Here is a 25,311-nt window from a genome sequence, read left to right on the forward strand (position 1 = left end):
GGTCCTCACGCTGGTATTTTTATGGCCTGCGCTGCGGCAGGCGTTATTGGTAATTGTACGATCGCGCAGGCACCTGCGTGATCTTCGCCGTCAAATTTTTCGGCATCGACAAGCGCCAATGTGCCGCCGTGTTCTTCGATGATCTTTTTGACAATCGGCAAGCCAAGTCCGGTGCCCTTGTCGCGCGTTGTGACATAGGGTTCAAACAAACGCGCGCGGTCGGATGGCAGCCCGACGCCATTGTCGGAAATGGTGATCTTTACATGCGTACCCTCTTGAGTCATCGCCACACGCACTTGCGGTTCATAGCCATCAGTATCAGTATTTTCCATATACGTTTCAGTAGCTTCGCCTGCGTTTTTAATCAAGTTCAACAAGGCTTGCGAAATCATCGTGCCGTCCATATCGGTCAGAATTGGCGCATCGGGCAATTCCGCAGATATTTTTACAGACGGCTGCCCGACCTGTTGCAATGTCACCGCATCAGTCACAAGCTTGGTCAAATCGGCAACGGACAATTGAGGTTCCGGCATGCGTGCAAACTTCGAAAAATCATCAACAATGCGCCGCAAGTCATTTGTCTGGCGAACAATCACATCCGTCAGTTGCTCCAATGCCTGCGCATCATCGCCCAGCAAACGCGCAAATTTACGTTTGATGCGTTCCGCGGACAGTTGGATCGGGGTGAGCGGGTTCTTGATTTCATGGGCGATCCGGCGCGCAACATCGCCCCATGCGGCCATGCGCTGGGCGCTGACCAGATCGGTCACATCATCAAAGGCCACAACATACCCTTCAAGCGCCCCGTCGGCATTGCGCCGCGGCGACATGCGCACCAGCAGGCTTTCTTGCTTGCCCATCCGCACGAGGTTGATCTGATCTTGCACATTTTCGGCCCCGTCCCCGCGCAACCTGTTGAAAAGCTGTGAAAATTCCGGAATAGCAACCGGAAGCGCCGTCGGACCATGATCAGGATCGACCGACAAAAGCCGCTGTGCAGAGGGGTTCATCATCGTCACGCGCCCTTCGGCATCTAGCCCGACAACGCCCGACGTCACCGAACTGAGCACAGAATCAAACAAGCGCCTGCGTTGCTCTGTCAGGCGGTTGGTTGCCAGCAATTCGTCGCGCTGGCCCTTAAGCTGACCGGTCATCTGGTTAAAATACTGCCCAAGCTGCGCGATTTCATCATCACCATCATCTTCGATAACGCGCACATCAAGATCACCGGCACCCACGCGCTGTGACGCCGAAACAAGCCGCCCGATCGGCCGCGACAGGCGTTCAGCGAACCAAAGTCCGGCCCAAATAGCCGCAAGGATCAAGATAACCGCAAACCCGAGGTATAGCAGCCCGAACTGGAACAGCATCTTACCGCGCTCGCTCGACAATAGTTCATATTGTTCAACGGTTTGCGTGGTGTCATTGAGCAGCGACAAAACGTTGCCATCAACCGACCGAGTCACATAGAGATACCGGTTCTGAAACGCCGAGAGCGCGACAAGCGCACGGAATTCGTTGTTTTGCGCGTCTTCGATCAGGATCAGCCCCTCGACATCGGCGCGCGCAATATCATCCGCGCTCGGGCGTTCGAAATTGAAATCATAAGAATTGCCGCCCCGCGCTTTGATGTCGCCGGATCCGTCGATCACAAAAGATTCGGTCAGTGATCTTTCGATCTGGGTTTGCACATCTCCCAAGGCGCGACGCACGGCACCGTCATCCATGAAAAGATCGGCTTGGCGTTCGCGGTTCAGGTAATTGGCCAGACCGCGCGCATCGCGTGTCAGTTCCTCACGGTGTTCTTGTTCGTAGGCCTGCGCGGTGGTGAGCGATGTGCGCAAAACATTGCCCACAGGCTCCGAAAACAACCCGTCAAGCGCGACCGAAATCAGCAGCACCGAAAACACAGCCACCAAAACCGTAGGGATCAATGCCCATGCTGCGAAAACGCCCGTCAGTCGGAAATGCAGCCGCGATCCGGCGGATTTGGCGCGCCGTGCGGCCACCATGCGTGCCACCTGCCGCATTACCACGGCCATAACCACCAACACATAAACCAGATCGGTCAGCAAGATAATGCGCAGCGGCGGCGAAGACGCGCCCTGCCCCAACGGGCCAATCACTAGATAGGTGGCAATCGCAAGCACGGGTCCGGCGACGATCAGGACGCTGGTCACAAAGCTTTGTACATGCCGCCGGCGCTGCCAGTGCGTGAACGCCTTTAGATTTGAGGCCAGAAAAGAACGCCGCACGCCTCGGTCTCGATTCTATTAGGGTGGGTCTTCCCCACGTTTACGCCAGAAAACAGTGGCTATTGCGCATCAATGACACCCAACAGCCACGGTCCTGTTGCGGTTTTACATCAATTTGCGACGGCGTGTCACGCGAATATCGAGATCGGTAATCTTCTTGCGCAAAGTATTGCGGTTGATGCCAAGCAAATCGGCGCATTTGGCCTGATTTCCACCTGTCGCATCCAGTGCTATTTCGATCAGCGGGCCTTCGACCTCTTTGAGAATACGGTTATAAAGTCCGGGCGCAGGCAAAACGCCGCCATGCAGGTCAAAGTAGCGGCGCAAGTGTTTGCCGACGCTGACGGACAGTTTTTCGCCCTCGCCGCCCGACCGCAGCGGTTCAATCGCAGGCTGGTTGCCCAGCACGGTTTCGACCTCGGCGCGCGAAATTTCCTCTTCGGCGGCGGTAAACACCAGACGGCGCACCGCGTTTTCAAGCTGGCGCACGTTGCCCGGCCAGCTATAGGCGCGCACCAGTTCCAGCGCCGCATCGCCAAAGCGCCGAACAGGCGCGCCGTCACGTTCTGATCGGGCAAGAAAATGTTCCGCCAAAAGCGGGATATCATCAACCCGTTCGCGCAAAGACGGCACATCAACCGTGACCCCGCCCAGCCGGTAAAACAGGTCTTCGCGGAATTTGCCGTCTTCCATGCGGGCCATCAAATCCGACTGCGACGTCGCCATAATGCGCGGCGCATTATCGCCAAGCGCATCAAGCATGCGCACAATCCGCCCTTGCGCCTCGTCGGACAGGTCTGAGACCTCGTCGAATAGTATCGTGCCGCCTTTTGCACGGCTCAGCACAGCAGACGGGCCGTCCATCCCTTCGAGATCCGCCGCAGAGACCACCACAAACGGCAGGCTGCGCCTGTCGGAAAAATCATGGACCGCGCGCGCGATCAGCGATTTTCCGGTGCCGCTTTCGCCGGTGATCAGCACGGGCAATTGCGTATTCATCACCCGCGCAACCAGCCGGTATAGCGACTGCATGACAGGGGTGCGCCCGACCAGCGGCAGATCGCCCGAATTTTCGCTTGCCGTTTCAGAGGGCCGCGATTGCGGCGCGCGGCGCTTGACCTCAAGCGCGCGGGCGGCGCGTTTCATCAGGTCAGGCAGATCAAACGGTTTAGGTAGGTAATCATAGGCGTCGGCTTCGGCGGCTTGGATCGCGGTCATGATCGTATTTTGCGCCGAAATCACGATGACCGGCAGGCCCGGGCGTGCCGCCGCGATTTTTGGCAGTTGTTCCAAGCCGTTACCATCGGGCATGACAACATCGGAAATCACCAGATCGCCTTTGCCTTCATCCACCCAGCGCATCAAGGTCACTAAAGACGATGTCGCGTGCACCTTGCATCCTGCCCGCGTCAAGGCTTGGGTCAAAACCGTACGGATCGTCCGGTCATCATCTGCAACAAGAACGGTTCCGTCCATTAGTTTTCTCCTGTTTCGCTGTCTTTGGGGGCCAAGGGCAATGAAATGCGGAACACCGTGCGGCCCGGCACGCTATCGACGGATATCCACCCGCCGCCGTCGCCGATCAGTTTGGACACAAGTGCAAGACCCAGCCCCGTTCCGTTTTCTTTGCCCGAGACAAAGGGTTCAAAAATGTCGTTTGCAATCGCGGGCGGCAGGCCTGGCCCGTCGTCGATGATTTCGATCTGCAAAGGCAGGCGCGCTTGGGTGCCATCGGCACGCCGCACACGCAAAGATGTATCATAAAAACTGTGCAAGCGGATCATGCCGCCCGTCTTGTTCGCCTCGGACGCGTTTTTCAAAAGGTTCAGAAACACCTGCAAAAGCTGGTCCGCATCGGCCATGGTTTGCGGCAGCGATGGGTCATAATCTTCGACAAACAGCATATGCGCGCCAAACCCGACCGAGGCCGATTGCCGCGCGCGGTCCAGCACGTCGTGGATATTCACCGGTTTCAGGAGCGGCGGGCGCAAGTTCCCGAACTGTTCAACCTGCTCAAGCAGCTTCACGATCCGGCGGCTTTCTTCGACGATCAGGTCGGTCATTTCCTGATCTTGCGCGCTAAGCCCCATCGACAGCAATTGCGCCGCACCCGTGATCCCCGCCAGCGGGTTCTTGATTTCATGCGCCAGCATTTCAGCCATGCCAATCGCGGATTTTGCGGCTTTTTCAGTGGAATGGTGCTGATTCATCCGGCTTGCGATTTCGCGCGGGCTGATCATCACGATCATCACATCCTCACTGCCCTGAAGCGGCGCAAATTGCAGGTTGCAGGTCAGTGGCGCGCGTTCGCCGCTGCCGACATCAACGTCGTTCACAAACAGCGACGACCGGTTGGCGCGTGCGCGCGCAAATGGCGCTTCGAGAGGCGCATCAATCATGACCTTCTCCCAAATGCGCTGTCCGGTCAGCGATCTGGACGACATGTTCAGAAAGCTTTCCGCGGCCGCATTGCTTGTGATGATCAGGTCATCCTTGTCGATCATCAACGCTGGCACAGGCAGCGATGTCCAAAGTGCGGTATCAAGTATCATGCGGCCACCTTTTGGGTCAAAGCATCTGGAAGATCGCGCAGCACATCGCGCGGGTTGATATGGGTAAGAATGGCCTTGCGCAGGGCCGGATCGGTTTGTGTACCGTCCATGTACCAGCCGAGATGTTTGCGTGACACGCGCCGCCCCAGATCAGTGCCATAAAACGACAGCATTGCCTCGTAGTGATCGCAGACCAATTGGGTCAGCGCCCCACCGGTCGGGGCAATCACCGTGCTGCCGCCGTGCAGCGCGGCTGCAACCTGCGCCAGCACCCAAGGCCGCCCCTGCGCGCCGCGTCCGATCATCACGCCGTTCGCGCCGGAAAGATCAAGCGCGCGCCTTGCCGTGGTCGCGTCAACAATGTCACCGTTCGCAATCACCGGAATGCTGACCACGTCCTTGATCGCGGCAATCGCCGCCCAATCTGCGGCACCCTTGTAGAACTGGCAGCGCGTGCGCCCGTGGATTGTCACCAGCTTGATCCCTGCATCTTCGGCCCGTTTGGCAACATCGGCCGCGTTCAGGCTGTCATCATCCCAGCCAAGCCGCGTTTTCAGCGTCACCGGAATATCTACCGCATTCACCACGGCTTCGATCAGCGACAGCGCATGGTCGGGCGTGCGCAACAGCGCCGACCCCGAATAGCCGTTGGTGACTTTTTTCGCGGGGCAGCCCATGTTGATATCGATCATCGCCGCTCCATTGGCTTCGATCATGCGCGCGGCCTCGGCCATCCAATAGGCGTCGCGCCCCGCAATCTGGACGGCGGTACCAGCCTGATCATAGCCCAGTTCAGCACGTTCGCGCACGCCAGGTTTAGCCTGCACCATTTCCTGGCTTGCGACCATTTCGGAAACCACCCAGCCCGCCCCGAATGACGCAACGAGCTGGCGAAACGGCAGATCCGTGATCCCCGCCAGCGGCGCAAGCGCGACAGGTGGTTGCAGAGCCACGTCGTTCAAAAGGATTGATTCGTCATTTGCCAAAGGATCAGTCATTCGCTTAATAGGTGGGCGTTGCCTCTGAATTACGTAGAAATGCCTGATTTCACAACGAATCTGACCCACAAAACACCAAATAAATCAGCATACGCCTAAAAATTAGGCACAATGCCGCGCAAACTGACGAATTGCACCAATCCCCTGTGCGGCATAAACCTGTGCCACCAAGGAAAGAACAAGATGACAATCACCGCCATCATTGTCGCTGCCGGACGCGGAACGCGCGCGGGTGGTGACACCCCCAAACAGTGGCAAATGCTGCACGGCAAGACGATTGCAGCGCGCGCGATGCGCCCTTTTGCCGGTCATCCGGCGATTTCGCAGATGGTGCTGGTCGTCCATCCCGACGATGATCCGGTGCTTTGGGCGGATACACCTGCGGCAACCATCGTCAAAGGCGGCGCAACCCGACAAGCATCAGTCCGCGCAGGGTTGCAGGCCGCGACCGGTGAGCTGGTGTTGATCCATGATGCGGCGCGCCCACTGATCAGCACAGCAGTGATCGACCGCGTTATCGCCGCACTTGCACATCACACAGGTGCTGCCCCAGCGATTGCAGTGACAGATACGCTTTGGCAGGGGGCCAGCGATCGGGTTAACGGCGTGCAGGACCGAACAGGGCTGTACCGCGCGCAAACCCCGCAAGGGTTCCATCGCGCCCCGCTATTGGCTGCGCATCTGGCATGCGACACGGACGCCACGGATGATGTGTCCGTCGCATGCGGCGCGGGACACCATGTTGCCATTGTTGCTGGCGACGAAAACAATATAAAAATCACAACGCCCGGCGATTTCGCCCGCGCAGAACAGCTATTGGGGCAAACGATGGATATCAGATGCGGCAACGGGTACGATGTACACCGGTTCGGGCCAGGCGACCATGTCTGGCTGTGCGGTGTCAAAGTACCATTTGATCGCGGCCTGCAGGGCCATTCGGATGCGGATGTTGGCATGCATGCTGTAACCGATGCGATTTACGGCGCGCTGGGGCGCGGCGATATCGGCCAGCATTTCCCGCCCTCCGACCCGCAATGGAAAGGCGCGGAAAGCCATATTTTCCTGACCCATGCCGTCACGCTTGCGCGTGATCTGGGCTATGTGATCAGCAATGTCGATTGCACGCTGGTTTGCGAATTCCCGAAAATCGGCCCGCACCAACCCGCGATGAAGGCCGCGCTTGCGCATATCATGGGGCTGGATGCCGACCGGATCAGCGTCAAGGCGACCACTTCTGAACGACTGGGCTTTACCGGTCGTGGCGAAGGCATCGCCGCAATCGCAACTGCAACATTGGTGAAACCATGACACATCTGATCGCGACTTTCTTTTATGTGGGGCATTTTCGTCCGGCCCCGGGCACTTGGGGGTCGCTGGCCGCCCTGCCCGCTGCATTATTCATCTTTACCCTATTTGGGGCTTGGGGGCTGCTGGTGGCGGTGTTTGCGTCCTATGCGCTTGGCGTTTGGGCAACGGCTGTGGAAACACGCGGCAAGGACAACCACGACCCGTCCGAAATTGTGATTGATGAAGTCTGCGGCCAATGGATTGCCCTGCTGCCCGTCGCGTTCGGGGCACAGATAATGGGCGCACCTTTCATGGCGCTTTGGCCGGGCTGGATCGCGGCATTTGCACTATTTCGCTTCTTTGACATCACCAAATGGGGGCCAATTGGCTGGGCGGACCGGATGCACGGGCCGACAGGCGTGATGCTGGATGACGTGATCGCGGGCATCTTTGCCGCCATCGGGGTTTGCCTGCTCGCGGCGGCGGCGCATTTGTTGTGAGCCTTGCCGCCGATATTCTGGCCAAGGCCCGCGCAAAAGGCGTCATGATCGCCACTGCCGAAAGCTGCACCGGCGGCATGGTTGCCGCTGCACTTACCGATATCGCAGGCAGTTCCGCGATTTTTGATCGCGGCTTTGTCACCTATACCAATGCGGCGAAAATGCAGATGCTGGGCGTGACCAAGACCAGTCTTGACGCGCATGGCGCTGTGTCCGAACAGGTTGCAATCGAAATGGCGCTGGGGGCCATCGCGCATTCTGCGGCGCAAATTTCCGTATCTATCACAGGCATCGCAGGCCCCGGCGGGTCGGACCATAAACCCGAGGGGCGGGTTTGTTTCGGGGTTGCGCAAGCGGGCGAATGTCTGGCGCAAACGATCGAGTTCGGGGCCTTGGGGCGCGCCAATGTCCGGCAAGCGGCGCGCGACCACGCATTGCAACTGCTGCTAACGACGCTTGATTCATTTGCGCCCAAAAATTAGACAAAGCGCCAAAATTCCGGTCATTACCCGCGCAATGTGCGAAGTGATGCAAACTTAGGCGGGTATTTGCGTGCTTGCCACTTTATTTAGCAGATCAAATCCGCACTAAGCCATTCCAACGGGGACATCCCAACGGAGGGGAACACTATGAACGGAGCCGATACCGCCTGGATCATCGTAGCCACGGCGCTTGTATTATTCATGACTTTGCCAGGGCTGGCATTGTTTTACGGCGGGCTTGTACGCGCGCGCAACGTGCTGAGCGTGTTTATGCACTGCTATGCAATTGCCTGTCTGATGAGCATTCTATGGCTCGCATTTGGCTATTCCATCGCCTTTGGCGGATCTGGCAATGCGTTCTGGGGCGGTTTGGACAAGATGTTCTTGCTGGGCATTGATGCGGACACATTGGCAGGCACCCTGCCCGAAGTGCTGTTCTTTGCCTTTCAAATGACCTTTGCGATCATTACGCCCGCGCTAATCGTCGGTGCATATGTGGAACGGATCGGCTTTGGCTTTGTCTTGCTGTTTTCATCGCTTTGGATGCTGTTGTGCTATGCGCCGGTGGTGCATTGGATCTGGGGCGGCGGGTTTCTGGCTGATGGCGGGATTTTTGGCGACACAGGCGTGCGCGATTTCGCGGGCGGGATTGTTGTGCATGAAACCGCAGGGCTTGCCGCGCTGATCCTTGCGGTCTTCCTTGGCGCGCGGCGCGAAGCCACCAAGCCGCCGCATAACCCCGGAATGGTGATGATCGGGGCGGCGATGCTTTGGGTTGGCTGGTTCGGCTTTAACGGCGGATCACAGCTTGCGGCCGATGGCGGCGCGGCGATGGCGATCACAGTCACACATATTTCGGCGGCAACCGCATCGTTGACATGGGCATTGTGGGAACGGATAAAATTTGGCCGCGCGTCACTGGTTGGCATTGTCACAGGCACCATCGCAGGGCTTGCGTCGATCACGCCGGCATCCGGTTTTGTCGGACCGATCGAAGCGCTGGTCATCGGGGCCGTCGCGGGCATCATGTGTCAGGAAATGGTCAATTTGATCCGCAACAAATTCAAGATCGACGACACATTGGACGTCTTTGCAGTGCACGGCGTCGGCGGGATTTTCGGCACGATCATGATCGCGGTCTTCGGGGCTGGCGCATGGGCTGCGCAGCTTGGTTCGCTGGTCATTGTGGGCGTCTTTACCACGGTCGTGACAGTGGCGCTGATCTATATCTGCAAAGCGATCACACCGCTGCGCGTGGATCACGAATCAGAAAATCTGGGGCTTGATATCACTGTGCATGGCGAAAGCGCCTATCACCTGAATTCGTAAATAAATCAAGGTGCTGCGCCATCTAGGCGCGGCACCTACCCTAGAGGTAAAGCTCTGCTGCACGCCGTTCAAACGCGCGCACCACACGCTGCATCGCCTCGTTAAAGAACATCCCAGCGGCCCCTTGCAGCAGACGGTTCTTGAATTCGAAATCCACATCAAACGACACTTCGCACCCGCCCTGCACATCACGAAACTGCCACTGGCTTTCAAGATGTTTGAACGGGCCGTCCAGATATGCCGTGTCGATCTTTTGCGCTTCTGGCCACAGGGTCACTTGGCTTAGGAATGTTTCGCGGAACACTTTGAACGAAATCACCAGATCCGCCAGCATCACCTGTTTTTTACCCTGATCATCCACACTGCGCACCCGTGCAGCCGCCGTCCAAGGCAGAAATTTCGGATAATTACCCACATCAGCCACCAAATCATACATTTGCTTTGCCGTATAAGGCAGCGTTTTTATCTCTGAGTGGCTCGGCATTTTGCGTCTTTCGCGGGTGACTTCACGCCCTGATGTCGTAAACTGCGGCCAGAAATGCAACCCTTGTCTAAGGCCACCAAATGACGCACCGCCCCTATGTGATTGATGAAATGATCAGCGCCAAGGCCATTGCCGCCAGAATCGAAGGGCTTGCGCGTGAAATCGGGCGCGAATTTGCCGATACCAACAAACTGGTCGTGGTCGGCCTGCTGCGCGGATCATTTGTGTTTATCGCTGATCTGGTGCGCGAATTCGACCTGCCGGTCGAGGTCGATTTTCTTGAGGCGTCGTCCTATGGCGACGGCATGGAAAGCAGCCGCGAGGTGCGTATTCTCAAGGATCTGCGCGGCCAGATTGAAGGGCGCGATGTGCTGGTCGTCGAAGACATCGTTGATACGGGCCATACGCTCAAACATGTGACCGAATATTTGCAAACCCGCCACCCCGCACGGCTGCGCAGTATTGCGTTGCTTGATAAACCCGCACGCCGCGAGGTCGACTTTAAGGCCGACCTGATAGGCTTTGAAATCCCTGATGAATTTGTTGTTGGCTACGGCATCGACTTTGCGCAACGCAACCGCAACCTGCCGTTTATTGGCAAGGTGCGGTTCACGGATGATGTATGAATATCCGCTGGCTTTTGCGCGCAAAACGAATGGCCCAAAACCCGCCGTCAGAAGCCAGATTCTGGCTTGTCGTGGGGGTTATCGCGGTTTGTGCGCTGCTGTGGGGCATCGAACATATCTTTGGCTGGCCGGAATGGCTTAGCGCCGATGACATGCGCAAGCTGCGCGTGAAACCGCAGTGATCAGGCGCCGAATTTTGCCAGACGTGCAGCCCGCAAACGCGCAAAATCATCGCCCGCATGATAGGATGACCGCGTAAGCGGCGTGGCAGAAACCATCAAGAACCCTTTGTTATAAGCGGCTTTTTCATAAGACGCGAATTCTTCGGGGGTCACAAAGCGGTCCACCTTATGGTGCTTTGGGGTTGGTTGCAGATATTGCCCGATCGTCAGGAAATCGATGTTGGCGGCGCGCATGTCTTCCATGACCTGAATGACAGCTTGGCGATCCTCGCCCAGCCCCACCATAATGCCCGATTTGGTAAACATAGTCGGGTCAAGTTCCTTGACACGTTGCAACAGGCGCAAGGAATGGAAATAGCGCGCGCCGGGGCGGACTTCGGGGTAAAGGCCGGGCACGGTTTCAAGGTTGTGGTTGAATACGTCAGGGCGTGCTTTCACAACAACTTCAAGCACTTCCGGCGCACAGCGGATAAAATCGGGCGTCAGGATTTCAATCGTCGTATCGGGTGACTGGCGGCGCACGGCACGGATTGTCTGTGCGAAATGCTCGGCTCCGCCGTCTTCAACATCGTCGCGGTCCACGGATGTGATCACAACGTGTTTCAGGCCCAGTTTCTTGACTGCATCGGCCACACGACCCGGTTCAAATACATCCAAGGCTTCGGGCGGTTTGCCGGTTGCGATATTGCAGAATGTGCAGGCGCGGGTGCAGACCTCGCCCATGATCATCATTGTTGCGTGGCCTTGCGACCAGCATTCACCGACATTGGGGCAGCCCGCCTCTTCGCAGACAGTTACCAGCTTGTTTTCGCGCATAATATCGCGGGTTTGCTTGTAACCCTCCGAAGTCGGCGCCTTGACCCTGATCCATTCCGGCTTTTTAGGTTGCGCAGAATCCGGACGGCGCTGTTTTTCTGGATGGCGCTGCGCCGGAATTTTCAGATCACGAGTGGTCATGGCGGTCTCCGCTGGTTTAAACGGATATTTAGCCGCGGGCGGCATGTTTGTCCAACGCTGATAGGCACGTCATGACGGAGCTGCATGTGACGCATAGACGCTATCCGATCAAAGGGCCAAATTTGCCGCCCGTCGTTTCATAGTGCCGCTGCAACCGCTCGAGCGCGATACGCAGCACGATCTTGCCCGAGCGCGCCGACCAACCCATTGATTTTTCTGTGGTTTCCAACCCCTCAAGAAAGCAGCAACATTGCAATACGATATCCCCCAAACCTGGCCCCAGTTCCGCAAGCGCCGCACGCACACGCATGCGCGCAGGGTCATCGGGCGTCGGGCCATCCATAATATCTTCCCACTTTGTGATCACATCGCCGGACAATTGCGCCAGTTCAAAGTCCTCGCGCAGCCGTTCACCGACAACGACCAGCGCGCGGTCCAGAAACGGGCTGCCATCGCGGTCTTTGCGGCGGGCAAGCCCCACCAGCGGGCTTTCGGTGCCGTGATAGCGGCGCGTGCGACGTGAACCGCCTTCGATAGCATCCAGATCCCATGCGGCCTCGGCCGCTGGATCACCCCGCCGTTGTCCCAGACCATGGGCGCGGTTTTCATCTTCGGCGGTGAGACGCCGCAGCGCCGCGCGCCCGTTATTGGTAATGAAATAACGCGCGATCCGGTTCTCGGGCTCCGGACAGCTGATCCAGTCCTTGAGCGCCATCGCCTGCGCAATTTCGCGTTCAACCATGGCCGTGCGCAGTTGGTCATCGTGACCTGCCGCGCGCACGACAACGGCCGTTTCCATCTCGCGCGCGACAGCCAGCACCGCACCCGGTTCGCAAAGACGCCGCAAAATGCGCTTTGCTTCCTGGTCAATCCGGCGCTGTGTTAGCTCTTGGTTCGGATCTGCACGGTCAATTTTCCGCTGTGTCATCAATTTGTTTTCTCCCCAGTTTTTTGTGGCCTCAGCAAGTGCAACCTGATCAGAAAGCGCATCAAGCGCCGCATCAATCAGCGGATCGTCGCGGCGGGTTTCAAAACGGCGGATCTGGCGCAATACGGTTGACGGATGACAGGCGCATTCACGCGCAACCGCCCGTATTGACAGACCTTTTTGTGTATGCGCCAAGTAATTGCGCGCCGCATGCGGAACCCAAACCGGGAACCGCCCAGACCGCAGCGGTCCCTTTTGTGCAGTCATCATCACGCGTCCTCTTTCGCAGGTTTCGATGCGCCAGCACAAAGCCGAAACCCCTACAAGCACATCGAAAAATCAACCTATGAATGCTTGGTTACCTAAGTGTTAACGGCCATGTTGGCCCGTCAACTATTCTTGCCAAAAGATAAACAAACCTGAGCGAAGCGTTCTTAACAAATCGGCATCCCGCAACACCCGCCCACGGCGTGCCATAGTTCGGCGACTCGGTAATTTGCTTGGAAAGGATTGATTATGCTGGATTTGGAAACACGGATCGCCGCGCTCAAACGCCCCACGTTACTGGCACGTGCGGCGCGCTTTGGCGTTGATGACTACCGGCGCGAGGTGCATTTGCCGCGTATTCTGGGGGTAGGTCACCTGCCGCGCCCTGCCGATGCAATCATGCGCCTGCTTGATCACGAATCCCAGATGAATGCGCTGCGGATCGCACGCGCAGGCGACTACCGGCTGGCGCAACATGTCGACATTCTGATCGCGATCGCAGCCGAGGCCCAATTGATGCGCGCAACCCGATTGCGGCTTGTCGCGCCCTAGCCGAATGCGTCGGGCATACTATCTTTTTTCGCGGCGACATAGGCGCGCAAACGGGTCTCGATCTCGGCGTCCAAAGGTGGCTGCTGATAAGTATCAATCATCTTTTTGACCCGCACCGCGGCCAGCGTCTGCGTGTCGCGCGCGCCTTCTTCGTCCCATGTCTCGAAGGGTTTATAGTCAAGTAGATCAGTGCGCCAGAAGGCGTTTTTAAAGTTAGCTTGCGTATGCGCGCAGCCCAGATAATGCCCGCCGGGGCCGACCTCGGCGATGGCATCCATCGCCTGCCCGTTTTCGGACAGATCCACGCCCCGCGCAAAATGGTGCAACGTACCCAGTTGATCCGCGTCCATCACAAATTTTTCAAAGGATGCAACCATCCCGCCTTCAAGCCAGCCACAAGCGTGCAACATAAAGTTCACGCCAGACAAAAGCCCCATCTTCAAGCTGCTGCCGGTTTCATAGCCCGCCTGCGCATCGGGGAGCTTTGATCCGCAAAAAGACCCCGCAGAACGGTAAGGCAGCCCCATCCGCCGCGCCAGTTGCCCAGCCCCATAGGTGATATGCTCAGCCTCGGGCGTGCCAAATGTCGGCGCGCCAGAATTCATGTCGATCGAGGTCACCATGGTGCCGAAAATCGCCGGCGAACCGGGGCGCACCAATTGTGAATAGGCCACGCCGGCCAGCACCTCGGCCAATGTCTGCGTTAATGTGCCTGCGACCGACACAGGGGCCATCGCACCACCAACAATGAACGGGCTGATGATCGACGCTTGGTTATTTGCCGCATAGACCTCGAGCGCGCCCATCATCGTGCTGTCAAATGTCAGCGGAGAGTTAATATTGATCAGCGAGGTCATCACTGTGTGGTCGCGCACAAATTCCTTACCGAACAGGATTTCACACATTTCAACGGAATCCTGCGCGCGCGATGGTTCGGTCACGGCGCCCATAAACGGTTTGTCGCTATAGACCATATGCGCAAGCAGCATATCCAGATGCCGCTTATTCACCGCAATATCAGTCGGTTCGCAGACGGTTCCGCCCGAATGGTGCAGCCATTTCGACATATAGCCCAGTTTCACGAATTTTTCGAAATCCGCGATTGTCGCATAGCGCCGCCCGCCTTCGACATCACGCACAAACGGTGGTCCGTAAACCGGCGCAAGCACAAGCGTATTGCCGCCAATTTCCACATTGCGCGCCGGATTGCGCGCGTGCTGGGTAAATTTTGACGGCGCCGTCGCACAAAGCTTGCGCGCAAGACCGCGCGGGATTCGCACCCGTTCGCCGTCAATTTCCGCACCGGCAGCGCGCCAGCGTTCCAGCGCGGCAGGGTTATCAACAAAATTGACGCCGATTTCCGCCAATACGGTTTCCGCATTGGTTTCAATTGTTTGCAGCGCTTCTTCGGTCAACACCTCGTAATTGGGGATGTTGCGTTCGATGTATTTCGCAGTCTCGATGCTGATGGCTGTGCGTTCGGCACGGCGCGCGGCCCCGCCGCCGCCACGTGCGCGCCGCCCTGTTGTTACTGGTGCATCTGACATGGTGTTTCCCTTTGCTATTGGCACCAATTTACCAACGCCCGAATTTTCGCCATGTATGCTTTGCGCCACTTTCCAATCGAAAACGACATTCACCGACAAAGCAAATTCGCGCCCGTTGAATCGCCCGCACCCTCTTGCACAAACGGGCGTCTGGCTTTACCGAAGCGCCATGGAAAACAGCACCCACGAACGCCTTCTCATCATTGATTTTGGCAGCCAGGTTACGCAGCTGATTGCGCGCCGCCTGCGCGAATTGAATGTCTATTGCGAAATTCACCCCTTTCAACTGGTGACAGACGCGTTTTTGGCGGAATTTGCGCCAAAGGCCGTGATTTTGTCAGGTGGCCCCGACAGCGTGACCCGCGAAGGGGCACCGCGCGCGCCGCAATCCGTCTTTGATCTGGGCGTGCCAATTTTGGGCATCTGCTATGGCCAGCAAACGATGATGACCCAATTGGGCGGCAAGGTCGTTTCCGGTCACGGCACCGCTGAATTCGGCCGCGCCTATGTCACCCCGAAAGACCCGCTTGATCTGTTGCAGGGTTGGTTCACCGCCGACAAAGAACAGGTATGGATGAGCCACGGCGACCATGTGTCTGAAATCGCACCCGGCTTTGATGTTTACGGCACATCGCCCAATGCACCGTTTGCGATCACCGCAGATGTGTCGCGCCATTTCTACGCAGTGCAATTCCACCCAGAGGTCCACCACACCCCGAATGGCGCCAAATTGTACGAAAACTTTGTGCGTATCGCGGGGTTTACGGGCGATTGGACGATGGGCCTTTACCGCGAACAGGCGATTGCCGCGATCCGTGAACAGGTTGGCGATAAACAGGTCATTTGCGGTCTGTCCGGCGGGGTTGATTCATCTGTTGCCGCCGTTCTGCTGCACGAGGCGATCGGTGATCAGCTGACTTGCGTCTTTGTCGACCACGGCCTGCTGCGCTTGGGCGAGGCCGAAGAAGTCGTGACCATGTTCCGCGACAACTATAATATGAAACTGATCCACGCCGACGAACAGGAATTGTTCTTGGGCGAATTGGATGGCGTCAGCGACCCCGAAACCAAACGCAAGATCATTGGCCGCCTGTTCATCGACGTGTTCCAGAAATACGCCAATGAAATCGAAGGGGCCGAATTTCTGGCCCAAGGCACGCTGTACCCTGATGTGATTGAATCCGTGTCATTTTCCGGCGGCCCTTCGGTGACGATCAAATCGCACCACAATGTCGGCGGGTTGCCCGAAAAAATGGGGCTCAAGCTGGTTGAACCCTTGCGTGAATTGTTCAAGGACGAAGTGCGCGCGCTGGGTGCAGAACTTGGGTTGCCGGCCAGCTTTATCGGGCGTCACCCGTTCCCCGGGCCGGGCCTCGCCATTCGTTGCCCCGGCGAGATTACTCGCGAAAAGCTGGAAATTCTGCGCAAGGCTGATGCCGTCTATATCGACCAGATCCGCAAACACGGGCTGTATGACGAGATCTGGCAAGCATTTGTCGCCATCCTGCCTGTGCGCACCGTTGGCGTGATGGGCGACGGGCGGACCTATGATTTTGCCTGTGCGTTGCGTGCGGTCACGTCTGTTGACGGGATGACGGCGGATTATTATCCGTTCACCCATGAATTTCTTGGTGAAACCGCCACGCGGATCATCAACGAAATCCAAGGCATCAACCGCGTGACCTATGATATCACATCAAAACCACCCGGCACGATCGAATGGGAATAGCGGGAAAATCGGGCAATGTGCGCCTTACCGGAACTATCACAATTCCGGTGGCGCAGATTGCGGATCTGCAGCCCCTGCTAGAAGAACATATCGCCCTGACCCGCGCAGAGCCGGGGTGCCTGCATTTCGACGTGACCCAAGACGCCAAAACACCCGCACTGTTCCATGTCAGCGAATTATTCACGGATGCAAATGCATTTGACGCGCATCAGGCCGCAGGCCGCGCGCGGGCATGGGGGCCTGCAAGTGCCGGATTGACACGCGATTTTTGCAAAGAAATTCTCTAGATGGTTGCATTTCACCGCTTGCAATCACGGCTATCACAGGCGCAACTGTCACGATGAATAACACCCTCAAAGCCGCGCTTTGGATGCTTGCCGCCATTGCCTCATTTACCAGCATGGCCGTCGCAGGGCGGGCGGTCAGCGGTGATCTTGATACGTTTGAAATCATGCTGTTTCGCAGCCTGACCGGAATTGTCATTGTCTTGGTCGTTGCCAGCGTCACGGGCAATCTGGGGCAAATCGGGCGTAACAAGCTTGGCCTGCATATGCTGCGCAACATTTGCCATTTTACGGGGCAAAATCTGTGGTTCTTTGCGATTGCGACGATTCCTCTGGCGCAGGTCTTTGCGCTTGAATTCACCACACCAATTTGGGTGATCCTCTTGGCCCCGTTGATATTGCGCGAAAAAATGACAGCTGTCGGCATGTTCAGCGCGCTTTTGGGGTTTGTCGGTGTGTTGATCGTTACCCGTCCCGATACAGCCGTGATGAGTCCGGGACTGATTGCAGGCGCGATCTGCGCGATCTTCTTTGCGCTCTCTGCGATTTTCACCCGCAAGCTGACATTAACCGAACCGATTACCGTCATCATGTTCTATTTGACAGTGACCCAAGCCGTCTTTGGCCTGATCTGCGCGGGCTACGACGGCGATATCACCCTGCCAACCGGCACCACCATCCCGCTGATCATCCTGATCGGTTTTGCGGGGCTATTCGCGCATTTCTGCCTGACCACCGCACTTAGCATTGCGCCGCTTAACGTTGTGATGCCGTTCGATTTTTTCCGCCTGCCGACGATCGCTGTTGTCGGGATGATCTGGTTTGACGAGCCAATTCAAATGATGGTTTTTGCGGGCGCTGCGCTGATATTTGGGGCCAATTACCTGAACATCAGCTACGGGTCAGCAAAACGCGGCCACGTTCATAAATAACTAAACAGTTCAGTTTATTGCAATTTTATGACGCCACGTTCCGAACCCTCGACTGACGCAGCGTCAAGAATTGACGCAAACCTTGCGTGATCCATAGGGTCACATCACGAGGAGATTCATGACAGGGATGAGGACATGAAAAACGTAATGACCGTCAGCGCAGCACTGCTGCTGACAACCACAATCGCACATGCGGGCGGGCTAGACCGTTCAGGACAAAGCATCAGTTTTATCTTTGAAGAGGGTGATGCAGCTTTCGGATCATTCGGGATCGTAAGCCCGACAATTAGCTCTGATCCAGAAGCGGCTGCCGGTGATACGGGCCAGAACTACACAAGTCTGAGCTTTGGTTACAAGCGCGCAATTAACGATAACATTGAACTGTCTGTGATCTTTGACCAGCCATTTGGCGCGGACATTGCGTATGAAACCGGCCCGCTTACCGGCACTAACGCAAGCGTGACTTCAAACGCGATCACCAGCATCTTGCGCTATTCTGCAAATGAAAACATCAGCGTTTATGGCGGTTTGCGCCTGCAATCGCTGCAAGGCGAAGCCGCTGTTCCGGCAGCCGCGTATACGCTCACAACAGATCCGTCATATTCTGGCGGCTATCTGGTTGGTGCCGCATACGAACGCAAGGATATCGCGTTGCGCGTTGCGCTGACATATAACTCGGCGATTGAGCACACGCTTGCTGGCGAAGAAACCTCGCCGATTCCGGGCGGGCCGATCACAGATTTCGACGTCACAACGCCGCAATCTGTTAACCTTGATTTCCAGTCAGGCGTTGCCGCCGATACGCTTGTTTTTGGCTCGATCCGCTGGGTCGACTGGTCTGAATTTGATATTACGCCAGCGCGTTACGCCGGTGGTTCGCTTGTTGATTACTCCGAAGATGTGGTCACATATACTTTGGGTGTCGGGCGTCGCTTTAGCGATGTGTTCTCTGGACAATTCTCGGTTTCTTATGAAGAAGCACAGGGTGGTCTGGCGCCAAACCTCGGGCCAACTGACGGCTATATCAGCTATTCGATTGGCGGCGAATACAAGGTCAACGACCAGACCAAGATCCGCGGCGGCATTCGTTATGTTGATATCGGCGATGCGACAACAACAGCCGGCATTCCTTTTGCTGACAACAGCGCAATCGCGATTGGCGCGAGTGTCGTTTACTCGTTCTAAGCGGTTTGCAATAATATGCAAAAGCCCCGTCATTATTTGGCGGGGCTTTTTATTTGGGCATCCGGTCCAGCACGGCTTGCGCGGCACGTAGCCCCGGCGCCTGCCCGCCCGCCCCAAGCCGTTTCATCGTCGCACGCATGGCATCTGTTTGGGCCTCCGGATTGCGCAGGGTTGCAACCACCGCATCGGCAATCGGTCCGGCCTCGCAGTTTTTACCAATAAATTCAGGAATCACACGGGTTTCCGAGACCAGATTAACCAGCGTCACCGTATCGATCCGCAACATGCGTCCGATAATTATCCTGCTCAGCCACGCCATATCATAGGCGATCACCATTGGTGTTTCGCTGGCGGCAAGTTCAAGTGAAACCGTTCCGGACGCAGCTAACGCGACATCCGCGCGCCGGAACCACGCCGCTTTATCCACTGAGCCGGGGGGCAGGATGGCGAGCGGCACGTCCCATGTGGCGGTTTTTTCGCGGACCAGATCGACAACGCCCGCAGTGGTGGGCACAACAAACATCGCATCAGGGATCTGCGCGGCGATCAGCTTGGCTGCCTCGCCAAACCGGTCGGACAGCCGCCCGACCTCGCCTTTGCGGCTGCCTGGTAGCAGCAGGACAACCGTGCCCTGCCCCAGCGCGTCGGCCTGTTCTTGCGTTGGAATCGGATCGGTCACAACCGGATGCCCGACAAAATCGCAATCCATGCCCGCGGCCTGCATATAAGGTGGTTCAAACGGGAAAAGTGCGAGCACATGATCAACATGCGCGGCCATTTTTTTGGCCCGTCCAGGCCGCCATGCCCAAACAGTCGGGGCGACGTAATGCACGGTGCGGATATCGCTTTGCGCCTTGACCAGTTTCGCAACCCGCAGACAAAAATCGGGGCTGTCGATAGTGATCAACACATCGGGTTTGGTGGCAAGAATTGCATCCGCCATTTCCCTAATACGCGCCTTAAGTGCGCGGTATTTGGGCAGGATTTCAGCCAAGCCCATTACGCTCAGCTCGTCCATCGGAAAGCGGCTGACCAGCCCTTGGGCCTGCATCAACGGCCCGCCAACCCCGTCAAAGGTCACATCGGGACGCAACTGTTTCAGCCCATCCATCATGGCTGCACCCAATTTATCGCCCGATGCCTCGCCCGCGATAACAAAGACCTTCATGCGCCACCTCTGGGCCGGACCCATAAAAACATGCCCTGCGCGTCAAGAACCTTGCGAACTGTGGGCAGGTCCAAAACCATGACGCCGCCCGCCTCGATCACGATTCCGTCGAGCCCCGCTTCGGCTGCCATCATCACCGTGCGTAGCCCGATCAGCGGCAGATCGGCGCGTTGATCTTGGTCGGGTTTTGGAGCCTTGAACAGGATGCCACCCTTGCGCGCGCCCTGCCCGTCTGGTGCACGCTTCAGGAATTTTTTGACCGCATTGCGCAGATCAACCGCCGCATCGGCCATCCAATCATCGGCAACAGGCGCGCAAAGTTTTAGCAGCATCGCGTCCGTGCCTTGCGCATCCTCGCGCAGGATCACATTGCCCGCACGGATCACGCAAGCCTGCCCGCTATCGGCCCTGCCCATCTGCACAAGACAGGCCTCGCCCGCGAATGCATCATTGGAATGACCGGAAGCCGGCCCGATCTTGCTGCGCACACCGGGTGCCGGCAAAAGATCGGGTGCGATCCGGTGCGCCGCGACCACCTGAAAGCCATGTTCTTCGATAATCGCAATGATGATGCGCAGCGCGCCGTCGTCGCCTTGGGTGAGGGCCGCTTGGACGCGCGGCACCAACGGCATTGTTGCCTTGTCGATCTGCGCGGGGTCGATTTGCGGGCGGCGCACGGCCCCTGCCATACAAATGCGGGTTACGCCGCGTGCGCGCAAATCGGCCAGAAAACTGCCCAGATGTTCCATCCGGAAAGTAATATCGACGGTCAGTTTCGGGGCAAAGCCACGCATCGCACAGATCAACGGGCGCTGCGGCAAACGTGCGACCAATGCGGGCGGCAAATCCCCCGTCCCTGCAATCAAAGCCAGCATCAGCCCGGCGTCAGGAAATTGCGGTCAGTATCGCCAAGGATAAAGGCGACCATCTGCTGCACATAGTCGCTTTCGCTTTCTTCGCCCAATTTGCGGGCGCGGTCCTGAAATGTGCCTTCGCCATCACGCAGCATCTGAAACGCGGCGCGCAATGCGGTGATATCGGCGCGCGCCACACCTTTGCGTTTAAGCCCGACAAGGTTCAGCCCGTCCAGAACCCCGCGCGGCCCTTGGACCAAACCATGCGGCACCACGTCATTTGTGACCATCGTCACCGCGCCGATAATGGCCCCCTTACCGATGCGCACCCATTGATGCACGCCGCAAAGCCCGCCGATGATCACATCGTCCTCGATCACGCAATGCCCTGCAATCGCAGAAGAATTGACCACGATCACACGATCGCCAATCTGCGCATCATGCGCAATATGACAACCAGCCATAAACAGCCCGTCATCACCGACACGTGTTTCACCGCCACCTTGCGCCGTGCCTGTATTCATTGTCACATGTTCGCGGATACGGTTACGCGCCCCGATCCGCAGGCGGGTGGGTTCACCGTCGAATTTCAGATCCTGCGGAATTTCACCGATGACAGCGAAAGAAAACGCCACTGTGTCCGCGCCAATATGTGTGTCGCCATCAACCACAACATGGCTTTTGAGCACCACCCGATCCCCCAAGACCACATTGGCGCCAATCACGCAAAACGGACCGATGCTGCAATCAGCGCCGATCACAGCGCCGTCGGCAATCACGGCAGAGGGGTGGATGTTGCTCATGCTTTTGGGATGTCCATCATTGCGGTGAATTCGGCCTCGGCAGCCATTTCGCCGTCAACCGTTGCCACGCCTTTGAAACGCCAGACCTTACCGCCCGGTTTTCCGCGCGTTGTTTCCACATGCATTTCCAGCACATCACCCGGCACGACCTTGCGGCGGAATTTGCAGCCGTCAATCGCCATAAAATAGACCAACAGATTGCCTTCGGTCAGGCCCAATGTTGCGCCGACCATAACGGCGGTGGTTTGGGCCATCGCCTCGACAATCGTGACGCCGGGCATGATCGGATTGCCGGGAAAATGGCCCTGAAAATGCGGCTCGTTCATTGTCACATTCTTGATCCCCACAGCAGAGGTCGTGCCATTGATGCTATGGACCTTATCGACCAGCAAAAACGGGTAGCGATGCGGCAGGATTTTCTGGATCAGCAGAATGTCGGCTTCGGTGACAGGGTCAGACATCTTTGGGGTATTCCTTGTATTTCGTCAAAACTGACTAGCAATTCCGTCGCACACGGGCAAGCGCGCTAGGGCTGTGTCCCGTCGCCCAATTCGGCATCAACACGTGCGATTACATCGTCGGTAATATTGGCCGCTCGCACAGACATCACCACGCTGCGTTGTTCCAGCACAATCACCGCGCCGCGTTCGAACATGACGTTTGCGATAATGCCCTGCACACGTTCTTCGAAAGCGGCCCTTTGTTCGGCGCTTGCGGTTTGCAGTTCGACGTTTTTGGCATCGCGGACGCGGCGCACCTCTTGGACCTTTGCATCAAATGCATCTGCTTCGGCGCGAAAATCTTCGGGCGTCATTTGCGGGCGGCGTTCGGTCAGGCTGCGTTCTTCTTCGGTCAGGGTCGCAACGATTGCCTCGTTCTCGGCCTGAACGGCAGTTGCGACCGCGTTCAGATCATCGGCAATGCGGCGACCATAAAGCGTTTCGAAATAGATCCGGTTCATATCAAAAACCAGAATCTGCGGCGTGACCTCTTGTGCGCGCGCGGGCAGAGCCGCGCAAAGACACATCAAAAGGACACGCCAGATTTTCATCAAAAGCTCGTCGAGATGGTGACGTCAAATGATTTGGTGTTGTCGAATTCTTCGGACTGCAGCGCCTCGGTAAAGTTGAACCGCAGCGGACCGATCGGGGTGGTCCAGAAAACTGACAGACCGGCAACCGCACGCGGGGTGAATTCGTCATAGATCACCGTTTCGCCAAAGGTTTCACCGACGTTCCAGACAGAGCCATAGTCGATGAACGCACCGCCTGTGATCCCGTATTCGCTTGGCAAACCAAGCGGGAATTCGGTTTCCAGACGCACGACAGCAAAGGCATTCCCGCCAAGCGCATCATCGGTCAGCGCGTCGCGCGGCCCGATCCCGCCAGCCTCGAACCCGCGCATCACGCGGCTGCCCATAAAGAAGCGGTCGGTCACACGGCTGGTGCCTTCTTGATAGGCGAGATGGCCGCCTTCAAGGGTTGCACGCAATGTCACCTCTTCGTTCCAGACCTTTGTTTCGGCACCGACAAGCGCTGTCGATTTGATGAACTGCGCGTCACCAAAGCCATATTCCTGACCAAAACGCAGCAACACACCCGCATTCGGGTTCAGACCCGAACGGCGCGTGTCATAGCTATAGGTGTAGCCCAAGGAATGGGTCGAAACGCTGCCGATCGCGGCTTCGTTGATGATAATCTGGCTGGCAGAAGCAGACACATCGGTCAAATCCGCATAATCAAACGCATATTGCAACGTCAGGCGGCCGTTTTCGCTCACTGGAAAGGTCAATGACGGGCTGAACCGGAATTTTTCGGTGTCATATAGCGCATTTTCGTTATCGGTTGTCGAATAGGCAAGGTTCAGGCCCATGCGCAGGTCGCGGCCCAAAAGCGCGGGCTCTGAAAAGCTGAACGACAGGTTGCGGTTGGTTTCTGCGGTCGACAGATCAAAGCTCAGGCTTTGCCCACGTCCTTGAAAGTTGGACTGCTTGTAGGATGCAACCAGACCAAGCCCAGTATCACTGTTATAGTTGGCACCAAAGCTAAGGCTGCCAGTTGGGCCTTCGACCACGTCAACGTCAACGATGACCTGATTTTCAGTCGTCCCCTGACGCGCATTCACAGCCACATCCTGAAAGAAGCCAAGCGCGCGGATACGGCGCGCGGAATCGCGGATTTCGCGCGGATTGAACGGGTCACCTTCGACCACGTCAACCTGGTTGCGGATCACACGGTCAAGCGTGGTGCCGTTGCCTTCGATATCAATGCGTTCCACGAAAATACGCGGGCCAGGCACCAGAACATAGTTCAGATCAAGCGTCAGATCACGCGGATTACGGGTGATACGTGTATCCACCTGCAAGAAGTTCACACCACGATTAACCGCAAGCCGTTCGATGCGGGTGATATCCGTTTCAATCGGTACGGGCGAATAGGTTGCACCCTGACGCACGCGGATCGCGTCCTGAAAGGGTGCGGGGTCAAGCCCTTCGATTTCAGAAGTGACGGTCACAGACCCAAAGGCAAATTTCTGGCCTTCGCGCAGGTTATAGGTGATCAGATAGGCGTCGCGTTCGCGGGTCAGCGCCACATCGACGTTTTGCACGACAAAATCGGGATAGCCGCGTGAATTGTAGAAATCGGTCAGCAATTCGCGGTCGGCGGCGACCCGTTCGGGTGAATAGGTGTCACGGCTGATGATTGCGCGCAGCACGCCTGCCTGTTTGGTGTCCAGCACCCGCTGAAGCCGCGAATCCGAATAGGTGCGGTTGCCCAGAAACGAGATGCGTTCGACTTCGGTCACTGCGGATTCGGTGACGACAAACACCAGATCAACGCGGTTGTCTGACAGCGGAATAATGCTGGGGGTGACGGTTGCGTTAATGCGGCCCTGCTGTGCGTAGGCTTGGGTAATTGCGGCGGTGTCGGATTCAGCCTGCGTCGGATTATAGGCGCGGCGCGGCTGCGATTGCACGAATGGCAGCAATTCAGAATCACGCAAACGCGCGTTGCCTTCGATATTGATGCGGTTGATCGTCGGATATTCGACCACGCGGATAAGCAACGTGCTTCCGCTCGGGATCACATCAACACTTTCAAAAAGCCCCGATGCGCGGATCGCCTGTGCGGCGTCATTCAGCCCTGCGGTTGTCAGGGCCTCGCCTTGCGAAATCCCTGCATATGTGAGGATTGTGCCAACAGCGACGCGTTGGTTACCTTCGATCGAGACGTTGTTGAACACAAAGCTTTGCGCAAACGCGGCCCCTGCTGTGAATGTCGCAATGACCGCTACGGTCGCAATCCGGCGCGCTGTTGCGCCGCCCTGCGCCAAAAGACGCCCCACAAATCTATGCATTTTGTTCGCCTGTTTTCGCAATTCAGTTCCCATCGAATTAGCCCGATTAAGGG

Annotated in this window: 25 protein-coding genes; 11 read left to right on the forward strand and 14 right to left on the reverse strand. The window is 57.2% G+C overall.

The window, feature by feature from the left end; translation table 11 throughout:
• Positions 1-5: 5 nt before the first annotated feature.
• The 4 genes from BM320_RS07095 to dusB all read right to left on the reverse strand — a co-directional run bounded on the left by BM320_RS07095 (position 6) and on the right by dusB (position 5,805).
• Entirely contained in the window at positions 6-2,255 is a 2,250-nt protein-coding gene (locus BM320_RS07095; protein WP_090198194.1) for a sensor histidine kinase NtrY-like, read from the reverse strand.
• 105 nt (positions 2,256-2,360) lie between these two features.
• Positions 2,361-3,731, reverse strand: a complete 1,371-nt coding sequence (locus BM320_RS07100) for a response regulator (RefSeq protein WP_090198196.1) — start codon at positions 3,729-3,731, stop codon at positions 2,361-2,363.
• Complete coding sequence (locus BM320_RS07105) at positions 3,731-4,807, reverse strand: two-component system sensor histidine kinase NtrB (protein ID WP_090198199.1); 1,077 nt, start codon at positions 4,805-4,807, stop codon at positions 3,731-3,733. The genes BM320_RS07100 and BM320_RS07105 overlap by 1 nt, the downstream gene beginning before the upstream one ends.
• Positions 4,804-5,805 carry a tRNA dihydrouridine synthase DusB gene (dusB, locus tag BM320_RS07110; RefSeq protein ID WP_090198202.1) on the reverse strand — a complete coding sequence of 334 codons (1,002 nt, stop codon included), beginning with the start codon at positions 5,803-5,805 and terminating at the stop codon, positions 4,804-4,806. Before dusB ends, BM320_RS07105 begins: the two co-directional genes overlap by 4 nt.
• A gap of 183 nt (positions 5,806-5,988) precedes the next feature.
• On the opposite strand from dusB, the gene BM320_RS07115 reads away from it, so the two are divergent.
• The 4 genes from BM320_RS07115 (at position 5,989) to BM320_RS07130 (ending at position 9,403) form a co-directional block, all read left to right on the forward strand.
• Positions 5,989-7,113, forward strand: a complete 1,125-nt coding sequence (locus BM320_RS07115; RefSeq protein ID WP_090198204.1) for a bifunctional 2-C-methyl-D-erythritol 4-phosphate cytidylyltransferase/2-C-methyl-D-erythritol 2,4-cyclodiphosphate synthase — start codon at positions 5,989-5,991, stop codon at positions 7,111-7,113.
• Positions 7,110-7,592 carry a phosphatidylglycerophosphatase A family protein gene (locus BM320_RS07120; protein WP_090198207.1) on the forward strand — a complete coding sequence of 161 codons (483 nt, stop codon included), beginning with the start codon at positions 7,110-7,112 and terminating at the stop codon, positions 7,590-7,592. The genes BM320_RS07115 and BM320_RS07120 overlap by 4 nt, the downstream gene beginning before the upstream one ends.
• Positions 7,589-8,074, forward strand: a complete 486-nt coding sequence (locus BM320_RS07125) for a CinA family protein (protein WP_090198210.1) — start codon at positions 7,589-7,591, stop codon at positions 8,072-8,074. Before BM320_RS07120 ends, BM320_RS07125 begins: the two co-directional genes overlap by 4 nt.
• A gap of 147 nt (positions 8,075-8,221) precedes the next feature.
• Positions 8,222-9,403, forward strand: coding sequence for an ammonium transporter (locus BM320_RS07130; RefSeq protein WP_090198213.1), 1,182 nt, complete (start codon positions 8,222-8,224; stop codon positions 9,401-9,403).
• Between the two features lie 40 nt (positions 9,404-9,443).
• On the opposite strand, the gene BM320_RS07135 is transcribed toward BM320_RS07130, so the two are convergent.
• Complete coding sequence (locus tag BM320_RS07135) at positions 9,444-9,887, reverse strand: type II toxin-antitoxin system RatA family toxin (protein ID WP_090198216.1); 444 nt, start codon at positions 9,885-9,887, stop codon at positions 9,444-9,446.
• A gap of 80 nt (positions 9,888-9,967) precedes the next feature.
• Here BM320_RS07135 and hpt point away from each other — a divergent pair, with 80 nt between their 5' ends.
• Positions 9,968-10,513, forward strand: coding sequence for a hypoxanthine phosphoribosyltransferase (gene hpt / locus BM320_RS07140; protein ID WP_090198219.1), 546 nt, complete (start codon positions 9,968-9,970; stop codon positions 10,511-10,513).
• Entirely contained in the window at positions 10,510-10,695 is a 186-nt protein-coding gene (locus BM320_RS07145) for a hypothetical protein (protein WP_090198222.1), read from the forward strand. The genes hpt and BM320_RS07145 overlap by 4 nt, the downstream gene beginning before the upstream one ends.
• Here the strand turns inward: BM320_RS07145 and lipA are convergent, their stop codons facing one another.
• Both lipA and BM320_RS07155 read right to left on the reverse strand, forming a co-directional pair.
• Entirely contained in the window at positions 10,696-11,652 is a 957-nt protein-coding gene (lipA, locus tag BM320_RS07150; protein ID WP_090200447.1) for a lipoyl synthase, read from the reverse strand. It abuts the gene before it with no gap.
• Between the two features lie 100 nt (positions 11,653-11,752).
• A complete protein-coding gene (locus BM320_RS07155) occupies positions 11,753-12,847 on the reverse strand; it encodes a DUF6456 domain-containing protein (protein WP_090200450.1) in 1,095 nt (364 codons plus the stop codon).
• Positions 12,848-13,096: 249 nt separating this feature from the next.
• Between BM320_RS07155 and BM320_RS07160 the strand changes: the two genes are divergently transcribed.
• Positions 13,097-13,399: a DUF6477 family protein gene (locus BM320_RS07160; protein ID WP_090198225.1), complete on the forward strand. Its 303-nt coding sequence runs from the start codon at positions 13,097-13,099 to the stop codon at positions 13,397-13,399.
• Here BM320_RS07160 and BM320_RS07165 read toward each other — a convergent pair.
• Positions 13,396-14,946 carry a trimethylamine methyltransferase family protein gene (locus BM320_RS07165; RefSeq protein ID WP_090198226.1) on the reverse strand — a complete coding sequence of 517 codons (1,551 nt, stop codon included), beginning with the start codon at positions 14,944-14,946 and terminating at the stop codon, positions 13,396-13,398. The genes BM320_RS07160 and BM320_RS07165 overlap by 4 nt on opposite strands.
• Positions 14,947-15,115: 169 nt before the next feature.
• Here BM320_RS07165 and guaA point away from each other — a divergent pair, with 169 nt between their 5' ends.
• The 4 genes from guaA to BM320_RS07185 all read left to right on the forward strand — a co-directional run bounded on the left by guaA (position 15,116) and on the right by BM320_RS07185 (position 19,076).
• On the forward strand, positions 15,116-16,675 hold the full coding sequence (gene guaA, locus BM320_RS07170; RefSeq protein WP_090200453.1) for a glutamine-hydrolyzing GMP synthase: 1,560 nt from the start codon (positions 15,116-15,118) through the stop codon (positions 16,673-16,675).
• Positions 16,666-16,962, forward strand: a complete 297-nt coding sequence (locus BM320_RS07175) for a putative quinol monooxygenase (RefSeq protein WP_090198239.1) — start codon at positions 16,666-16,668, stop codon at positions 16,960-16,962. The genes guaA and BM320_RS07175 overlap by 10 nt, the downstream gene beginning before the upstream one ends.
• Positions 16,963-17,015: 53 nt before the next feature.
• On the forward strand, positions 17,016-17,891 hold the full coding sequence (locus BM320_RS07180; protein WP_090198243.1) for a DMT family transporter: 876 nt from the start codon (positions 17,016-17,018) through the stop codon (positions 17,889-17,891).
• 135 nt (positions 17,892-18,026) lie between these two features.
• The gene (locus BM320_RS07185) at positions 18,027-19,076 is read left to right on the forward strand and encodes an OmpP1/FadL family transporter (RefSeq protein ID WP_090198246.1); all 1,050 of its coding nucleotides are present in this window, start codon (positions 18,027-18,029) and stop codon (positions 19,074-19,076) included.
• A gap of 49 nt (positions 19,077-19,125) precedes the next feature.
• Here BM320_RS07185 and lpxB read toward each other — a convergent pair whose 3' ends face one another.
• The 6 genes from lpxB to bamA all read right to left on the reverse strand — a co-directional run bounded on the left by lpxB (position 19,126) and on the right by bamA (position 25,258).
• Positions 19,126-20,244, reverse strand: coding sequence for a lipid-A-disaccharide synthase (lpxB, locus tag BM320_RS07190; protein WP_090198248.1), 1,119 nt, complete (start codon positions 20,242-20,244; stop codon positions 19,126-19,128).
• The gene (locus tag BM320_RS07195) at positions 20,241-21,119 is read right to left on the reverse strand and encodes an LpxI family protein (protein WP_090198251.1); all 879 of its coding nucleotides are present in this window, start codon (positions 21,117-21,119) and stop codon (positions 20,241-20,243) included. The genes lpxB and BM320_RS07195 overlap by 4 nt, the downstream gene beginning before the upstream one ends.
• Entirely contained in the window at positions 21,119-21,901 is a 783-nt protein-coding gene (lpxA, locus tag BM320_RS07200; protein ID WP_090198254.1) for an acyl-ACP--UDP-N-acetylglucosamine O-acyltransferase, read from the reverse strand. The genes BM320_RS07195 and lpxA overlap by 1 nt, the downstream gene beginning before the upstream one ends.
• Entirely contained in the window at positions 21,898-22,362 is a 465-nt protein-coding gene (gene fabZ, locus BM320_RS07205) for a 3-hydroxyacyl-ACP dehydratase FabZ (protein ID WP_090198257.1), read from the reverse strand. Before fabZ ends, lpxA begins: the two co-directional genes overlap by 4 nt.
• A 65-nt stretch (positions 22,363-22,427) precedes the next feature.
• A complete protein-coding gene (locus BM320_RS07210; RefSeq protein ID WP_090198259.1) occupies positions 22,428-22,952 on the reverse strand; it encodes an OmpH/Skp family outer membrane protein in 525 nt (174 codons plus the stop codon).
• Complete coding sequence (bamA, locus tag BM320_RS07215; RefSeq protein WP_090198262.1) at positions 22,952-25,258, reverse strand: outer membrane protein assembly factor BamA; 2,307 nt, start codon at positions 25,256-25,258, stop codon at positions 22,952-22,954. Before bamA ends, BM320_RS07210 begins: the two co-directional genes overlap by 1 nt.
• Between the last annotated feature and the right edge of the window lie 53 nt (positions 25,259-25,311).

This window comes from Yoonia tamlensis, from assembly GCF_900115105.1.
GTDB classification, from domain to species: domain Bacteria; phylum Pseudomonadota; class Alphaproteobacteria; order Rhodobacterales; family Rhodobacteraceae; genus Yoonia; species Yoonia tamlensis.

What these genes read in the sequence shown, in the direction of transcription:
- BM320_RS07100 (WP_090198196.1), bottom strand. Translation starts at nt 3,731, where the DNA reads ATGGACGGAACCGTTCTTGTTGCAGATGATGACCGGACGATCCGTACG.
- BM320_RS07105 (WP_090198199.1), bottom strand. Translation starts at nt 4,807, where the DNA reads ATGATACTTGATACCGCACTTTGGACATCGCTGCCTGTGCCAGCGTTG.
- dusB (WP_090198202.1), bottom strand. Translation starts at nt 5,805, where the DNA reads ATGACTGATCCTTTGGCAAATGACGAATCAATCCTTTTGAACGACGTG.
- BM320_RS07115 (WP_090198204.1), top strand. Translation starts at nt 5,989, where the DNA reads ATGACAATCACCGCCATCATTGTCGCTGCCGGACGCGGAACGCGCGCG.
- BM320_RS07120 (WP_090198207.1), top strand. Translation starts at nt 7,110, where the DNA reads ATGACACATCTGATCGCGACTTTCTTTTATGTGGGGCATTTTCGTCCG.
- BM320_RS07130 (WP_090198213.1), top strand. Translation starts at nt 8,222, where the DNA reads ATGAACGGAGCCGATACCGCCTGGATCATCGTAGCCACGGCGCTTGTA.
- BM320_RS07135 (WP_090198216.1), bottom strand. Translation starts at nt 9,887, where the DNA reads ATGCCGAGCCACTCAGAGATAAAAACGCTGCCTTATACGGCAAAGCAA.
- hpt (WP_090198219.1), top strand. Translation starts at nt 9,968, where the DNA reads ATGACGCACCGCCCCTATGTGATTGATGAAATGATCAGCGCCAAGGCC.
- BM320_RS07145 (WP_090198222.1), top strand. Translation starts at nt 10,510, where the DNA reads ATGAATATCCGCTGGCTTTTGCGCGCAAAACGAATGGCCCAAAACCCG.
- lipA (WP_090200447.1), bottom strand. Translation starts at nt 11,652, where the DNA reads ATGACCACTCGTGATCTGAAAATTCCGGCGCAGCGCCATCCAGAAAAA.
- BM320_RS07155 (WP_090200450.1), bottom strand. Translation starts at nt 12,847, where the DNA reads ATGACTGCACAAAAGGGACCGCTGCGGTCTGGGCGGTTCCCGGTTTGG.
- BM320_RS07160 (WP_090198225.1), top strand. Translation starts at nt 13,097, where the DNA reads ATGCTGGATTTGGAAACACGGATCGCCGCGCTCAAACGCCCCACGTTA.
- BM320_RS07165 (WP_090198226.1), bottom strand. Translation starts at nt 14,946, where the DNA reads ATGTCAGATGCACCAGTAACAACAGGGCGGCGCGCACGTGGCGGCGGC.
- guaA (WP_090200453.1), top strand. Translation starts at nt 15,116, where the DNA reads ATGGAAAACAGCACCCACGAACGCCTTCTCATCATTGATTTTGGCAGC.
- BM320_RS07175 (WP_090198239.1), top strand. Translation starts at nt 16,666, where the DNA reads ATGGGAATAGCGGGAAAATCGGGCAATGTGCGCCTTACCGGAACTATC.
- BM320_RS07180 (WP_090198243.1), top strand. Translation starts at nt 17,016, where the DNA reads ATGAATAACACCCTCAAAGCCGCGCTTTGGATGCTTGCCGCCATTGCC.
- BM320_RS07185 (WP_090198246.1), top strand. Translation starts at nt 18,027, where the DNA reads ATGAAAAACGTAATGACCGTCAGCGCAGCACTGCTGCTGACAACCACA.
- lpxB (WP_090198248.1), bottom strand. Translation starts at nt 20,244, where the DNA reads ATGAAGGTCTTTGTTATCGCGGGCGAGGCATCGGGCGATAAATTGGGT.
- BM320_RS07195 (WP_090198251.1), bottom strand. Translation starts at nt 21,119, where the DNA reads ATGCTGGCTTTGATTGCAGGGACGGGGGATTTGCCGCCCGCATTGGTC.
- lpxA (WP_090198254.1), bottom strand. Translation starts at nt 21,901, where the DNA reads ATGAGCAACATCCACCCCTCTGCCGTGATTGCCGACGGCGCTGTGATC.
- fabZ (WP_090198257.1), bottom strand. Translation starts at nt 22,362, where the DNA reads ATGTCTGACCCTGTCACCGAAGCCGACATTCTGCTGATCCAGAAAATC.
- BM320_RS07210 (WP_090198259.1), bottom strand. Translation starts at nt 22,952, where the DNA reads ATGAAAATCTGGCGTGTCCTTTTGATGTGTCTTTGCGCGGCTCTGCCC.
- bamA (WP_090198262.1), bottom strand. Translation starts at nt 25,258, where the DNA reads ATGCATAGATTTGTGGGGCGTCTTTTGGCGCAGGGCGGCGCAACAGCG.